The following is a 15,276-nucleotide window of genomic DNA, read 5'->3' on the forward strand; positions in this document are numbered from 1 at the left end:
CGGGGTCCAGCGGCGCGTGTTCACAGTGGACTCACATACTGCGCCGTGGTGGAGCGGTGGGAGTGATGGACCCGAGGCGAGGATGCGCCCCGACGACCGCTTCCGCCACCGCACGGTGTACGGCACCATGGGCGCGACCCCATGACCCGTGACCCGTACCCCGGCCGGAGGGCACCGCGTGGACCGTCAACTGCACGACAGACTCGACGAGTTGCAGAGCGACCCCTATCCGCACTACGCCCGCGCCCGTGACGCCGAGGGGCTGACCTTCGTCGCCGAACTCGACGCCTGGCTGGTCGCCCGGGACGCCGACGTACGCGAAGTGCTGCGCCGCGCCGAGGACTTCTCGTCGGCCGGCGCGCTGCGTCCCGACGTCATGCCGGCGCCCGCCGCGCTCGCCGTGCTGGGCGGCGGCTTCGGCGGGCGGCCCGTCGTCGTCGGCGCGGACGGAACCCGGCACCAGGAACTGCGGGCCCCGATCGTCAAGGGCCTCTCGCCCGCCCGGGTCGCCGCCGTCGTGCCGTACGCCGCCGAGCGGGCCGCCGCCCTGGTCGACGCGTTCCTGGACGGTGACCCCGGTCAGGTCGGTGAACACAAGGGCGGGCACGTGGAGTTGATGTCGGCGTACGCCCGTCGTCTGCCCGGAGAGGTCATCGGCAGGATCGTCGGACTCGACCCCGCCGACATCCCGGCCGTCGTGCACGGCGGATACCGCGCCGAGGAACTCCTCTTCCGCCCCCTGCCGGAGGGCGAACAGGCAGCCGTCGCCCAGGACGTGGTGGCGACACAGCACATCCTCGACCGGTACGCCCTCGACCGGTACGCCGAACCCCGCGAGGACCTCTGCACGGACATCGTCACGTCAGTCACCGTCCCCGGCGCCGATGGCTGCGATGGCGGCGCTGGTGAAGGCAAATCCGAACTCACCCTCGATCAGCGCCACGAGGTCGTCTCCCACCTCCAGAACCTGCTGATCGCCGGACACCTCACCACCACCGCGCTCATCGGCACGACAGTCCTGCATCTGCTCCGGCACCCGGACCAGTGGGAGCTGCTGTGCGCGGAACCGGACCGCATCCCGGCCGCCGTGGAGGAGGCCGCCCGGTACGACACGGCGCTTCAGGGATTCCGCCGCGTCACCACCCGCCCGGTCACCCTCGCGGGCACCGAACTCCCCGCCGGGGCAACCCTGTTCGTCGCCTTCGGCGCCGCCAACCGGGACGGTGGGCGGTACCCGGGACCGGACGAGTTCGACATCACCCGCACCCCGGTCCGCCACCTCGCCTTCGGCTTCGGCGCCCACGCCTGCCCGGGCTCCCAGCTCGCCCGCGAACAACTCCGGCTCACGCTGCAGGAATTGACCAGCCGCCTGCCGGGCCTACGGCTGGCCGAGGACCACCCGGTCACCATGCGCCCGACGATGATCCACCGCTCTCCGCAGAGCCTGCGGCTGACCTGGTGACCTGGTGACCTGGTGACCTGGTGACCTGCTGATCGGTGAACGGGCCTGGTTCCGGCATCCCGGACCCACTCCTGGGTCGGCGGCCGAGGAGGGCGGAACTCCTTAGCCCGAGCGGCCTAGCCCGAGCCGCCCCGCCCCACCGAAGTGACGTATCTCTGGGAGGAGGACGCATGCCGGCCCGCTGAGGAGGCGCTGTGGCGAGTTCCCGAGTGACGATGTCGGCGGTGGCCGTGGGGTTCCTCCTGGGGGCGCTGGTGCCGACCGGAATCGCCACGGCCGTCGCCGCACCCACGCCCGAGGCCTGCACCGCCGGCACCGGCCCCTACCAGCAAGAGCTGGAGGAGCATCTGAAGCTGACCGCGGACGGCCGTCAGACGCCCGCCGACTGCGAGGCGATCCGCACCTTCCAGAGCCGTAACGGGGTGCGGCCCGCCGACGGCTACGCGGGTCTCACGACCTACCGCACGATGCTCGTCGTCGAGGCCCGCGCCAACCCGAACGCCGCCGGGAAGTGCCCGGTGCGCACCTACCGCGTCGCCTGTGTCGATCTGGCCCGGCAGCTGATGTGGGTGCAGACCGGGAGCCGGGTCGTGTACGCGCCCGTGCCCATCCGCTCGGGGCGCGACGGCAACGAGACCCGCACCGGCTGGTTCACCGTCTACTGGCGGGACCTCGACCACTACTCCGACCTGTACGACAACGCGCCCATGCCCTACTCCCAGTTCTTCAGCGAGGGCCAGGCCTTCCACGGCACCCCCGGCGACCTTTTCACCGGCGGCTCCCACGGCTGTGTCAACCTGCGCCTCGACGACGCCCAGCGGCTGTGGAACACCCTCGCCGAGGACGACGCCGTGTACGTCTGGGGCGTGAAGCCGGGTACGGAACGGAAGTTGAGGCCCCGGCCCGCGGAGTCCGTGGACGCGGTCACGCCAGCAGACGTGCCCCCAGGTCCTCGCCCGGAAGGGCACCCGGAAGGACGTACGCCACCGCCGAACCCCGGTGCTCGGTGAAGCGGCTCAGCTCGTCCGTCGCCGTCATCCGGTGCTGGACGCGCGCGAACAGCGCGGGATCCCGCATGAAGGCGAGGAACAGCAGGCCCCGGTCGTCCGGCCCGGCGTCGTAGCTGTAGCCCCGGCGCAGCATCCGGGCGCCCGCGTCCAGCCGAGGACTTGCCGCCCGTACGTGGGACCTCAGCGGGATCACGTACCGGCCCTGCGGTGTCTTCGCGAAGATGTCCACGTCGTCGTGCTCGTGCCGCCGTCCCAGGGGCGCCCCGCTCGCCCGGTGCCGCCCGATGATCCGCTCCTGCTGGTTCGTGCCGAGTTCCGCGAACCCGGCCACGTCGATGTGGACGCGCCGTACGACGAGGAACGTGGCGTCGTCGGACCACACCCAGCGCTCGCACTCCTCGGGTGTCGGGTTCTCCGTGCCGTCCTTGAAGCCGAGCAGGTTGCGCGGTGTCTGCCCGGCCGGGGTCGGCGGCAGGAAACCGGTCTGACGCCAGCGAGGGCGCAGCGTGTCGCCCGCCAGCCGGGTCAGCGCGCTCGCGGCGGCGGCCGTGACGCGCGGGTCGTCGGCGCAGAGCTGGAGCAGCAGATCGCCGCCGCCGTGCGCGGGGTCGAGCCGGTCGTCCGGGAACGGCGGCAGCTCACGCAGCGCGGGCGGCGCGGCGACGCACAGAACGCGGGGGAGCCGGGGACCGATCGCCACGGTCGCGGTGAGCCGGGACTTCCCGGCGCCCCCGATCTCCTTGATCTCCTTCGCCTGTACGGGACTTGGGGGCGGAAGTTCACCGTCCAGGGCTTCCGCCAGGGCCCGCGTCCAAAGCCCGAACACCTCCCGCAGAGCGCGTACGCCGCCCGCTCCCCGTACCGCCGGGGCGAGGTCGTACGCCGTGACGAGAGCGGCGGTCTGCTGGGGGGTCGTCACGCCGGCCTGGCGCGGGCCCCGGAATCGGAACGCCGGCGGGCCTGCGGCGGCGGGACGGGAGCGTGCGTCGCCGGAGCACGCGGAGGCGGACGCGGCAAGGGTGCCGAGGACTACGGCGCGGGTCAGGACATCACGGCGAGCGGGGGCCGACGCGCCGTCGGGCGTGGGAAAAGCGTCATGTGCTGTCATAAGAGTGAAAGGGACGATACATCTGCGATCGTGCCAAACATTCTCATTCTGCGAATCAGGCGATCCGTGTCCCGGCGAACCATCTCCCGGGGCCTGCTCGTCGCCGTCTGCCTCCTCACCGGCGCCACCGCCTGTACGGGTTCCTCGCCCCGGGGCTCCGGCGGGGCCGCGCCGGCCTCGGTCGTCCGGGTGCCGCAGGACACCAACTCCCTTCAGGACGCGGTCGACCGGGTCGGCGAGGGCGGTCTCGTACTGGTGTCACCAGGCGTCTACCGGGAGAGCGTGACCGTGTCGAAGGCACGGGTCGTGCTGCGCGGCCTCGACCGCTCCCGAGTGGTCGTCGACGGGGAGTTCGAGCGCGCCAACGGCATCACCGTGACCGGCGCCGGCTCCGTCGTGGAGAACCTGACCGTCCGCAACCACCTCGCCAACGGCGTCCTGTTCACCGGCGTGACCGACGAGTCCGCGCTGCGGGCGGGCCGCGCCGGCGGCTCGGCGTACGACCCGCTCGACACCGTCAAGTTCCCCCCGCTGAGGGGCTTTCGGGCCTCCTACGTCACCGCGTACAACAATGCGCTGTACGGCATCTACGCCTTCGACGCCCGCAGTGGGATCATCGAGCGCTCCTACGCCTCCGGACACGCCGACTCCGGGATCTACGTCGGCCAGTGCCGCCCCTGCGACACCGTCGTCAGGCACAACACCGTCGAGCACAACGCGGTGGGCCTGGAGGTCACCAACGCCTCCGAACGGCTCTATCTGCTGGGCAACCGGGCGAGCCGCAACCGGGTCGGCCTGACCCTCAACTCCAACGACCTGGAGGCGCTCGGCCCGCAGCACGGCGCGGTCGTCGCGGGCAACACGCTCACCGACAACAACGACGACGCCAGTCCCGAGCAGGCCGACGGCGGCTTCGGGATCGGCGTCGGGGCGGGCGGCGGTCGCGCCAACGTCCTGGAGCGCAACCTGATCAGCGGCAACAAGTCGGCCGGGGTGCTGCTGAGCGACGTACAGGGCTATCCGGCGCGTGCCAACACCGTGCGCGCCAACCGGGTCACCGGCAACGGCACCGACCTGGTCCTGGCCACCGGCACCCCGGCCGGCAACTGCTTCACCGGCAACGGTGAGTCACTCACGAGCCCGCCGCGACTCCCCCGGGACACACGCTGCGGAAAGGGCACACGGGGTGCCACACCGGCGGAGCCGGACACGGGGTTGGTACGTGATCCCCTGGGGCACCCGAGCCCGGTCCAGGCACCCCCGGGTGTCTCGTTCCAGGACGTGCCGGCGCCACCGAGCCAACAGCAGATGCCCGCGGCCACCACGACTCCGGCGCGAGCGGCGGTAGGCCTACCGGGCAAGGTAACCCCGGGGGAGTTCAAGTTGCCGGGTGCGAAGGGCGCCCCTTAAGGGGCGCGGGGAACTGCGCGACGAGCCACAGCGAACCCGCAGCCGCCGTACCGCGCTCAACGCTCCCCCCATGGCGCGCCTGGGAAAGTAACCCCCCGCACCCGAACCCCGCCCAGATCCAGAGTGACCGTCCGCCCCTCGCCGAGTTCCGCCCGAACGCGCCGCATACTCCCCTCCTCATCGATCCAGTACGACAGCGGGGACCGGTCCCCGCGAGGACCGGACGAGGACGCGGACGCGTTCGGACGGGGCCGCGGCCCCGAGAAGACGTCGTACCGCCGGCCGTCCACGCGCTCGTCGCGCAACCGCAACGGCCCCGACTGCGCGAGCAGCTGCGCGTTGTCGGGCCGGTCGGCGCCCAGCGACAGGGCCAGTTTCAGGGCGGTGTCGAGCGGCGCGGCGCCGAACGCGCGGTGCGTCCACGCGGTCGCCTTCAGCCGCCCCGCCGCGCGCAGCGCACCCTCGGCGGCAGCCGTGGGGGCCCCGTCGGCCACCGCCAGCCCGCTCTGGTCCCAGGCGAGCAGGCCGCCGTCCGGACGTCCGGTGCCCGTCACCTCGTACCACCCGACGGCCCGGTGCCGGCGGTGGTCGACGACGGCGCGCACCACGGCCGTGCCGTCGCCCGACGCCGCGTGGACGGTGATCTCCGAGGGGCTGATCCGGTACGTGCGGAAGCGGGCCAGGGCCAGGCGCTGGGCCTCGTCGGCGGACAGGGGCCGGGGGCCGGCATCGCCGCCGCCGGTGAGGAGAAGGCCGGCGCAGGCCGCCGCCGTGAGGACGCCCACCGCCCACCAGGTCCGCCGTACCCTTCGCGGCCTCGCCGTTCCTGGTGCCTTCTCGGTCGTGCCAATCCTGATGCGTCGCATGGGACGTCTCTACATGCGGACGGGCCGCGTACCGGTCGACACCGGTACGCGGCCCGCCCCGCGTCACCCTCCCGGGTGCGCGGCCGTCACCCCACTGGGCAGGGCGTCAGCACTTCTTGCCCTTGCAGGGCTCACCCCGCTTGTTGGCGATTTTCACGATCAGCCCTTCGGTGCCCGTGCCGTTCGCCAGGGTCAGCCGGTAGGGGCCGAAGACCGGGTTGTCCGGCAGGACGTAGCCCTCGGGGACGTCCTTCTCCACGAGGTAGTACGTGCCGATCCGGTTGTCGTCGAAGGAGCACTTGCCCGTCCGGCCGGTGACACAGTCGCCGACCATCCGGTCCTTGGTGGCGCCGGTCCGCTGGAGGCCGGACTTGCCGTTGCTGTCGATCCACAGCTGGAAGACCGCGCCACGCAGCGGCTTGCCGGTCTTCTTGTCGGTCTTGACGACCGTCAGCGCCAACTCCTTGACCAGGCCTGCGTCGAGGGTGAGGTCCTGGCGGTTGCCGGGGCCGAGGGTGACCACGGGGGAGCAGCCGCCGGTCGGGTCGACGACCGAGTCGTCACCGTTCGCGCCCGCGTTCTGCTTGGTCCACAGGTAGCCGCGCGGACCGCGGAAGCAGACCTTGTAGCGCCCGTCGGGCAGGTCCGCGAACAGGTACTTCCCGGCCGGGTCCGTCTTGGTGGTCTTGATCACGTCACCGGTGGCGGGGTCGATCAGCTCGACCGGAACATCCTTCGCACCGGGCTCACCCGGGTCCTGGATGCCGTTGCCGTCGGTGTCGTACCAGACGTAGTCGCCCAGTTTGTTGAGTTCGACGAGGCCTGCGTCGAGGGTGAGGTCCTGGCGGTTGCCGGGGCCGAGGGTGACGACGGGGGAGCAGCCGCCGGTCGGGTCGACGACCGAGTCGTCACCGTTCGCGCCCGCGTTCTGCTTGGTCCAGGCGTAGCCGGCGGGCTTCACGGAGCAGACCTTGTAGGTGCCGTCGGGCAGCTCGTCGAAGAGGTACTTGCCGCCTGCGTCGGTCTTGACGGTCTTCAGCGGGTCGCCGGTGCCGGTGCCGTTGTACAGGTTGACGGTGATGCCCGGCGCCGGCGGCTCGCCCCGGTCCTGGATGCCGTTGCCGTCGGTGTCGTACCAGACGAAGTCGCCCAGCTTGTTGACCGGACCGACCAGGCCCGCGTCGATCGTGTGGTTGACCTGTCCGGGATCGCCCACGGCCACCGTGGTCCGGCCCGCCGAGTCGACGTTCGAGTCGAGCGCGCGGTCGGAACCGGCGTCCTGCTGGGTCCACTTCAGCTGGGCGAGGGTCGGGGAGCCGGGCAGCGTCGACGGGTTGATCCCGCTGTAGTCGAAGGTGGTCTCGTACGACGTGTTCGGCGTCAGACCGTCCTTCGTGCCCAGGTAGTACTCGCCGTTCGCGTCCGTCGTGGCCGTCAGCTCACGGCCGTCCGTCGACGTCAGCTTGACGACGACGCCCGGTACGGGCGGCTCGGACGGGTCCTGGACGCCGTTGCCGTTCGAGTCGTACCAGACCCGGTTGCCGATCTGGACTGGCGCCTGGTCGCAGACGAGTTCCAGGTCGGCGAGACCGTTGGCCTTGCCGAAGAGGTTCTGGCGCAGAGAGGCTGTGCTGTTCCAGGTCGCCTCGACGAGGAGGTTGCCCTCCATCGTCCCGTTGTCCGTGGTCCAGCGGCGGACGCCCTGCTGATAGGCGTTGAACGGGTCGAAGGCCGTGCTCCACAGCTTGTTGCGGTACGGCTGGAGCACCGTGCCGCCCTCGGTGATCTGGTCGTGGACCGCGTCGAACACTGTGGAGCTGGGGCCCACACTGGTGGAGTCGTCGTAGAACTCGCCGCCGCCCGGGCCCTCGCCGTTGGTGGCCAGGGGCGGGTTGTTGGGCACCCCACCACAGGCACCGGCGCTTTCCAGCGTGTACGTCGTCCCCGACTTGCAGGCGCGCAGTACGTCACCGGCGGCGATGCCGGTGAGGAGCGGGGCCTCCGTGCTGTTGTAGGCGTACGTGGCGGAACCCGTCATGTCGCCGAAGCGGTCGCGGTAGCCGAGCACCAGGTCGCCGTTGTCGGCGATCTCGATGTTGGACAGCATCGGCTGCGGCGCCGAGATGAAGGAGTGCGACTCGCGGTTCGGGACGCGCTCGTTCCAGGCCTCCCACTCGGCGCTCATGACCTGGCCGACGGCGGAGGGCTTCTCGCAGCGGTAGGCCTCGGGCGGGTTGCCGGTGAACCGGTAGGCGCAGCCGCGCGGGTAGTTCAGCGCGTGCGTGAAGATCTCGCTGAACGTGCCGTCCTTGAACTCGTAGACGTGCGCGCTGAGTTGCGTCGGGTCGCCCCACGGGGCGGCCTCGGTGACGGTCTTCTCGGCGCCGCACACCCCGCCGACCAGCACGCGCTTGCCGCGCACACCGATGCCGTACGGGTGCCACTCGCCGACACAGGCCTGCGGCGTCGGGATGTCGTACGCCGTCTGCGTGCCGGGCCTGACGGAGTCGCCGGAGCCCGAGATGGCCACGCTGTACAGCTTGGAGTCGCTGAGGTTGACCGCGTACAGCGTCTTGCCGTCGCCGGAGACGTCGACGTCTCCGATGCCCTCGCGGCCGACCTTGCTGTAGACGGCGTTGTCGTGCAGCCAGTTGTCCGTGGTCTCGTGCGCGGTGAGCGTGCCGGGCAGCGTGACGAAGGTGTCGGCGGTGGTGCCGGTGCCGAACTGGCGGTAGATCGTGTTGGTGTTGCCCGCCGGGCCGTAGGCCGCGTGCCGCTTGACGAGCGTGCCCATGTACTTGTTGCCGGTGCGGTCCACACCGATACCGAACACGGCCTGCTGCTGCGTGTTGTCGGTCAGCTGGGTGACGGTCCCGCCGGGGGAGGTGTTCGTGAAGTCCCCGCCGAAGGACACCAGGCCCTTGTACGTGTTCGGGGCGTCGCCCTTGGTGAGGTTGCAGGTGACCAGGCTCGGGTTCTCCTGGCAGTAGACGCCGGGCTCCCAGAAACCGGTGGTGTACGTGACGTCCGTACTGCCGGAGACGTCGACGAAGCCGACGTTGCTGCGGATGACGTCGGCGCCCGAGCCCAGGCCCGCGACGGCGGGGGAGAGGGTGTCGGGGTCCGGGTTGGTGACCTGTACGCGGTACTTGCCGCCGGTGAGCTCGGCTGTGGCCGCGAAGGCGGCGGTGCCGTTGGTCCCGGTCGTCGCGGTCCTGACCTGGCCGGCGTCGTCCGTCAGGGTGACCTTGACGCCGCCGAGGCCCGGCTCCAGCACGCTGTCGTACGCGCCGTCCGCGTCCACCTCGGTGACGACCCGCACCGTCAGAGTGCCGTCGGTGGCGGCGGCCCGCGTGCTCGCGGCGAGCGGGCCGAGCCCGGTGGCCGCGAGCGCCGGTGAACCGGTCGCGACCAGCGCGAGACTCAGACCGGTCAGCCCGGCCAGCCGTCTCCGCCGTCCCGGCGGAGCGTCGTGCAGGCGCCGGCGCGAGGCGGCGGTACCTGATTCTGCTCTGAACACTGTGTCCTCGTCTCGTGGAGCGAACACCCCTATCAAGCTATGTATGGGATCTGTGAAGAAGATCGAATCGGCCCGTTCGGACGAACCGCACGATTATCGGACCGGCCGAGTGGGGTCATCCGGGGGACGGCGGACGTCCTCGTGGTGATCTCGCGGGTGCGTATGGGTTCCGTCAAGAGCGGGTGAGCGGCCGTATGGGAGCCGTCAACGGGGGCCGGATCCGGCGACGGAGGCGCTTTGCTCGGACTGTCCGAACCGATCCACACCTCACGTCTCGCTAGGAGCTCGCGATGGCCGATCTGGCCTTCGTCGTCATCACGATCGCGGTGTTCGCGCTGGTGGCTCTCGCCGCCAAGGGGGTGACGAAGCTGTGACCGCCGAGAACGTTGTCGGCCTCGTCGTGGCCGTCGCCCTGCTGGGCTATCTCGTCCTCGCCCTGATCTTCCCGGAGAGGTTCTGAGCCACGTCATGGGTCCCGTACTCGCCGGCGTGCTCCAGCTGCTCGCCCTCATAGCCGCACTGGCGCTCGCCTACGTCCCCCTCGGCAACTACATGGCCAGGGTCTACTCCTCCGACCGGCACTGGCGCGTCGAGAAGTGGATCTACAAGGGCATCGGCGCCAACCCGGACACGGAGATGCGCTGGCCCGCCTACCTGCGCGGTGTCCTTGCCTTCTCCGCCGTGGGTGTCCTGTTCCTCTACCTGCTCCAGCGGCTCCAGGGCGTCCTGCCCGGCTCGCTCGGCTTCTCCTCCATCGACCCGGACCAGGCGTTCAACACCGCCGTGTCCTTCGTGACCAACACCAACTGGCAGTCCTACTACGGCGAGCAGGCCATGGGCCACCTCGTGCAGACCGCCGGTCTTGCCGTCCAGAACTTCGTCTCCGCCGCCGTCGGCATCGCCGTCGCGGTGGCCCTCGTACGCGGGTTCGCGCGCTCGCGCACCGGTGAGCTGGGCAACTTCTGGTCCGACCTGGTGCGTGGTGTCGTACGCATCCTGCTGCCGTTCTCCGTCGTCGTCGCGGTCGTGCTGGTCGCGTGCGGCGTGATCCAGAACTTCTCCGGCATTCACGAGGTCGGCCAGTTCATGGGGGGCTCCCAGCAGTGGAACGGGGGCGCTGTCGCCTCGCAGGAGGCCATCAAGGAGATCGGCACCAACGGCGGCGGCTACTTCAACGCCAACTCCGCACACCCCTTCGAGAACCCGACGCCGTTCACCAACCTGCTGCAGATCTTCCTGCTGCTGGTCATCCCGTTCGCGCTGACCCGGACCTTCGGTGTCATGGTCGGCTCGGTCAGGCAGGGCTACGCGATCCTCGCGACCATGGCCACCATCTGGGTCGGCTTCGTCGCCCTGATGATGTGGAGCGAGTTCGCCCACCACGGGCCGGCGCTCCAGCTCGCCGGGGGTGCGATGGAGGGCAAGGAGACCCGGTTCGGGGTCGGAGCCTCGTCCATCTTCGCCGTGTCGACCACGCTGACGTCCACGGGGGCGGTGGACTCCTTCCACTCCTCGTTCACCGGGCTCGGCGGCGGCATCACCATGCTCGGCATGATGCTGGGCGAGATCGCGCCCGGCGGCACCGGCTCCGGCCTCTACGGCATGCTGATCATGGCGGTCATCGCGGTGTTCATCGCCGGGCTCATGGTCGGCCGCACGCCCGAGTACCTGGGCAAGAAGATCGGCACCCGCGAGATCAAGTTCGCGGCCTGCTACATCCTCATCACCCCGGCCCTGGTGCTCGTCTTCACCGCCGCCGCCATGGCGTTGCCGACGCCCGGCAACTCGATGACCAACAGCGGGGCGCACGGCTTCTCCGAGATCCTTTACGCCTACACCTCCGCGTCGAACAACAACGGCTCGGCCTTCGCCGGGCTGAACGCGGACACCCAGTGGTTCAACACCACGCTGGGGCTGGCCATGGTGCTGGGCCGCTTCCTGCCCATGGTGTTCGTCCTGGCGCTGGCCGGATCGCTGGCCGAGCAGCAGCCGGTGCCGGTCACCGCGGGCACCCTGCGGACCGAGAAGCCCCTGTTCACGGGTCTGCTGGTGGGCGCGATCCTCATCATCACCGGTCTGACCTACTTCCCGGCGCTGGCGCTCGGTCCGCTGGCCGAGGGGCTGGCGTCATGACAACCGGAACAACTGACCCAACCGGAACAACTGACCCGACCGAGCAAGAGGACGCGATGTCCACAGCCACTCCGACCCGGGCGCCGCACAGCGACGTACCCACCGGGCACAAGCTCGCCGAAAGCCGTGTCGGCGCGGGCCTCTTCGACCCCCGGCAGCTGCTGAGGTCGCTGCCGGACGCCTGCCGCAAGCTCGACCCGCGGGTGATGGTCAAGTCCCCCGTGATGTTCGTGGTGCTCGTCGGATCCGTGCTGACGACGGTCTTCTCCTTCAAGGACCCGGGCGACTGGTTCGGCTGGACCATCAGCGCCTGGCTCTGGCTGACCGTGATCTTCGCCAACCTGGCGGAGGCGGTCGCCGAGGGGCGCGGCAAGGCCCAGGCGGACACGCTGAGGAAGGCCAAGACCGACACGGTCGCGCGGCGCCTGACCGGAGACGGGAAGTCCGAGGAGCAGGTGCCCGGCACCGAGCTGCGCATCGGCGACCGTGTCGTCTGCGAGGCCGGTGACATCATTCCCGGCGACGGTGACGTCGTCGAGGGTGTGGCGTCCGTCGACGAGTCGGCCATCACCGGGGAGTCGGCGCCGGTCATCCGGGAGTCCGGCGGCGACCGGTCGGCCGTGACCGGCGGTACGAAGGTGCTGTCCGACCGGATCGTCATCAAGATCACGACGAAGCCCGGCGAGACCTTCATCGACCGCATGATCAGCCTGGTCGAGGGCGCCGCCCGGCAGAAGACGCCGAACGAGATCGCGCTGAACATCCTGCTCGCCTCGCTGACCATCGTCTTCCTGCTGGCCGTGGCGACCCTGCCGCCGCTCGCGGACTACGCGGGCACCCATCTGACGATGGTCGTGCTGGTGGCGCTGCTGGTCTGCCTCATCCCGACCACGATCGGCGCGCTGCTCTCCGCGATCGGCATCGCGGGCATGGACCGGCTGGTGCAGCGGAACGTGCTGGCGATGTCGGGCCGGGCAGTCGAGGCCGCCGGTGACGTCTCCACACTGCTGCTGGACAAGACGGGCACCATCACGCTCGGCAACCGGCAGGCCGCCGAGTTCGTCCCGGTGGCGGGGGCGACGGAGGCCGAGGTCGCGGACGCGGCCCAGCTGTCCTCGCTGGCCGACGAGACGCCCGAGGGGCGGTCCATCGTCGTCCTGGCGAAGGAGAAGTACGGGCTGCGCGAACGTCACCAGGGCGAGCTGGCCGGTGCCGAGTGGATCGTCTTCACCGCCCAGACCCGGATGTCGGGCGTGGACGTCGACGGCAGGAAGATCCGCAAGGGTGCCGCCGGTTCGGTCGTCGCCTGGGTGAAGGAGCAGGGGGGTGCGGTGTCCGAGGACGCCGGGGCGCTCACCGACCGGATCTCCGAGGCCGGAGGCACCCCGCTGCTCGTGGCCGTCGAGGACACCGACGGGGCACGGGTGTTGGGCGTCATCCACCTCAAGGACGTCGTCAAGGAGGGCATGCGGGAGCGGTTCGACGAGCTGCGCCGCATGGGCATCAGGACCGTCATGATCACGGGCGACAACCCGCTGACCGCCAAGGCGATCGCCGAGGAGGCGGGCGTCGACGACTTCCTCGCCGAGGCCACCCCCGAGGACAAGATGGCCCTCATCAAGCGGGAACAGGCGGGCGGCAAGCTGGTCGCGATGACCGGCGACGGGACGAACGACGCGCCCGCGCTCGCCCAGGCCGATGTCGGCGTGGCCATGAACACGGGCACGTCGGCGGCGAAGGAGGCCGGCAACATGGTCGACCTCGACTCGAACCCGACGAAGCTGATCGAGATCGTCGAGATCGGCAAGCAACTCCTCATCACCCGGGGCGCGTTGACGACGTTCTCCATCGCCAACGACGTCGCGAAGTACTTCGCGATCATCCCGGCGCTGTTCGCGGCCGTCTATCCGGGCCTCGACAAGCTCAACATCATGAACCTGTCCTCGCCCGACTCCGCGATCCTCTCCGCCGTCATCTTCAACGCGCTGATCATCATCGCGCTGGTGCCGCTCGCGCTGCGGGGTGTGCGGTACAAGCCGATGAGCGCCGACCGGATGCTCCGCCGCAACCTCGGGATCTACGGGATCGGCGGCCTGGTCGCCCCCTTCATCGGCATCAAGATCATCGACCTGCTGATCTCCCTCATCCCCGGCATTGGGTGACGTCATGAACAACTCGGTTACGAACACTGCCCGGTTGCTGGGAGCGGGCCTGCGCGCCCTGCTGGTGTTGACCGTGCTCACAGGTGTGATCTACCCGCTGGCCGTCACAGGTGTTGCCCAGGCGGTCTTCCCGGGCAAGGCGAACGGCTCGGAGATCAAGTCCGAGGGGAAGGTGGTGGGTTCCTCGCTGATCGGTCAACAGGGGTACAGCCTGGACTTCTTCCAGTCCCGCCCGGCCAACGGCCTGGGTGTGAACTCGGTCAACACGCGGTACAAGCTGATCCTGTCCGGCGCGACGAACCGCTCGGCCGACAACCCCGACCTGATCAAGTGGGTCAAGGAGGCCAAGGCCAAGGTCGTCAAGGACAACTCGACCGCCGACTACAAGGTCAGCCCGTCCGACGTACCCGCCGACGCGGTCACGTCCTCCGGCTCCGGCCTGGACCCGGACATCTCCCCGGCCTACGCCGACCTCCAGGTCCACCGGATCGCCGAGCGCGACGGTCTGTCCGTCGCCCGGGTGCGGAAACTGGTCGACGACCACACGGAGGGCCGTACCCTCGGGTTCATCGGTGAGCCCCGGGTCAACGTCCTCGAACTCAACATCGCGCTCAGGGAACTGATCAGGGGCCAGTGATTCCGTGATGACCCGGGTGCTGGTCGTGGAAGACGACCCCCAGCTCGTACGAGCACTCGTGATCAACATGCGGGCACGCCAGTACGGAGTGGACGCGGCGCCCGACGGCACCACGGCCCTCCGGCTGGCGGCGGCCCGTCGGCCGGACGTCGTGTTACTGGACCTGGGCCTGCCGGACATGGACGGCGTCGACGTCATCAGGGCACTGCGCGGCTGGACCCGGGTACCGATCCTGGTGCTGTCGGCGCGCCGGTCGTCCGACGAGAAGGCGGCGGCGCTGGACGCGGGCGCCGACGACTACCTCACCAAGCCGTTCGGCATGGACGAACTCCTGGCCAGGCTGCGGGCCGCCGTCCGCCGCACGGAGGAGGTTCCGCTCGCACCAGGGGCGACGGTCGTCATGACCGACGACTTCGTCATCGACCTGCGCGCCAAGAAGGCCACGCGGGCCGGCCGGGACATCCGTCTCACCCCCACCGAATGGCATCTGCTGGAGATCCTGGTGACCAACCCGGGGCGCCTCATCAGCCGGAATCACCTGCTCCAGGAGGTGTGGGGCGCCGCCCGGCACAGCGGGTCCAACCACCTGCGCGTCCACATGGCCCAACTCCGCCGAAAACTGGAGTCGGACCCGGCGCATCCGCGCTACCTGATCACCGAGCCGGGGACGGGGTACCGGTTCGAGGGATGACGGGTGTGGGCGGGTCTACGGGTGTGAGGGTGCGCGGGTGTGAACGGTACGGGCCTACGGACGTCGGGTCGCGGGCCGGGGCCCGCGACCCGCGGCCGATCACACCCGGACCCTCCACGCGACAGCCGTCTCCGCCCGGAGCGCCGCCTCGGGGTTCGCCACGTCGTCGAGCGTGACCTGCGGATCCAGGGCAGGCGCGCAGCGGCCGGTGGGCCCGGCCACGGACATTCGCGACGACCGCGGACGCGCCCGAGTTGGTGATGTGAACGGCTACCAA

At 70.3% G+C, this 15,276-nt stretch carries 12 protein-coding genes; 8 read left to right on the top strand and 4 right to left on the bottom strand.

Annotation, left to right across the window (positions count from 1 at the left end):
* Positions 1 to 178: 178 nt before the first annotated feature.
* Positions 179 to 1,462 carry a cytochrome P450 gene (locus G3I71_RS30770; protein ID WP_164319804.1) on the top strand — a complete coding sequence of 428 codons (1,284 nt, stop codon included), beginning with the start codon at positions 179 to 181 and terminating at the stop codon, positions 1,460 to 1,462.
* Between the two features lie 194 nt (positions 1,463 to 1,656).
* The gene (locus G3I71_RS30775) at positions 1,657 to 2,472 is read left to right on the top strand and encodes a L,D-transpeptidase family protein (protein ID WP_343243121.1); all 816 of its coding nucleotides are present in this window, start codon (positions 1,657 to 1,659) and stop codon (positions 2,470 to 2,472) included.
* Here the strand turns inward: G3I71_RS30775 and G3I71_RS30780 are convergent.
* Positions 2,387 to 3,580 (bottom strand): Dyp-type peroxidase, encoded by a 1,194-nt coding sequence (locus G3I71_RS30780; protein ID WP_164319673.1) that lies wholly within the window; start codon positions 3,578 to 3,580, stop codon positions 2,387 to 2,389. The two genes, G3I71_RS30775 and G3I71_RS30780, sit on opposite strands and share 86 nt — an antisense overlap.
* 66 nt (positions 3,581 to 3,646) lie before the next feature.
* On the opposite strand from G3I71_RS30780, the gene G3I71_RS30785 reads away from it, so the two are divergent.
* Entirely contained in the window at positions 3,647 to 4,990 is a 1,344-nt protein-coding gene (locus tag G3I71_RS30785) for a right-handed parallel beta-helix repeat-containing protein (RefSeq protein WP_343243122.1), read from the top strand.
* Between the two features lie 56 nt (positions 4,991 to 5,046).
* On the opposite strand, the gene G3I71_RS30790 is transcribed toward G3I71_RS30785, so the two are convergent.
* Positions 5,047 to 5,856: a hypothetical protein gene (locus G3I71_RS30790; RefSeq protein WP_164319675.1), complete on the bottom strand. Its 810-nt coding sequence runs from the start codon at positions 5,854 to 5,856 to the stop codon at positions 5,047 to 5,049.
* Positions 5,857 to 5,962: 106 nt separating this feature from the next.
* The gene (locus tag G3I71_RS30795) at positions 5,963 to 9,403 is read right to left on the bottom strand and encodes an SdrD B-like domain-containing protein (protein WP_164319677.1); all 3,441 of its coding nucleotides are present in this window, start codon (positions 9,401 to 9,403) and stop codon (positions 5,963 to 5,965) included.
* A gap of 343 nt (positions 9,404 to 9,746) precedes the next feature.
* Here G3I71_RS30795 and kdpF point away from each other — a divergent pair, with 343 nt between their 5' ends.
* From kdpF to G3I71_RS30820, 5 genes are read left to right on the top strand one after another with little or no spacing between them, the layout of a single operon-like run.
* Positions 9,747 to 9,836, top strand: a complete 90-nt coding sequence (gene kdpF / locus G3I71_RS30800; RefSeq protein ID WP_009326374.1) for a K(+)-transporting ATPase subunit F — start codon at positions 9,747 to 9,749, stop codon at positions 9,834 to 9,836.
* Between the two features lie 8 nt (positions 9,837 to 9,844).
* A complete protein-coding gene (kdpA, locus tag G3I71_RS30805; protein ID WP_164319679.1) occupies positions 9,845 to 11,509 on the top strand; it encodes a potassium-transporting ATPase subunit KdpA in 1,665 nt (554 codons plus the stop codon).
* Positions 11,510 to 11,565: 56 nt separating this feature from the next.
* Complete coding sequence (gene kdpB, locus G3I71_RS30810) at positions 11,566 to 13,671, top strand: potassium-transporting ATPase subunit KdpB (RefSeq protein WP_164319681.1); 2,106 nt, start codon at positions 11,566 to 11,568, stop codon at positions 13,669 to 13,671.
* Positions 13,672 to 13,675: 4 nt separating this feature from the next.
* Positions 13,676 to 14,308: a potassium-transporting ATPase subunit C gene (locus G3I71_RS30815; protein ID WP_164319683.1), complete on the top strand. Its 633-nt coding sequence runs from the start codon at positions 13,676 to 13,678 to the stop codon at positions 14,306 to 14,308.
* 7 nt (positions 14,309 to 14,315) lie between these two features.
* Positions 14,316 to 14,999: a response regulator gene (locus tag G3I71_RS30820; protein ID WP_164319810.1), complete on the top strand. Its 684-nt coding sequence runs from the start codon at positions 14,316 to 14,318 to the stop codon at positions 14,997 to 14,999.
* Between the two features lie 99 nt (positions 15,000 to 15,098).
* Here the strand turns inward: G3I71_RS30820 and G3I71_RS52375 are convergent, their stop codons facing one another.
* On the bottom strand, positions 15,099 to 15,221 hold the full coding sequence (locus tag G3I71_RS52375) for a hypothetical protein (RefSeq protein WP_275409303.1): 123 nt from the start codon (positions 15,219 to 15,221) through the stop codon (positions 15,099 to 15,101).
* Between the last annotated feature and the right edge of the window lie 55 nt (positions 15,222 to 15,276).

The sequence above is a fragment of the Streptomyces sp. SID12501 genome, from assembly GCF_010550245.1.
Taxonomy (GTDB): Bacteria; Actinomycetota; Actinomycetes; order Streptomycetales; family Streptomycetaceae; genus Streptomyces.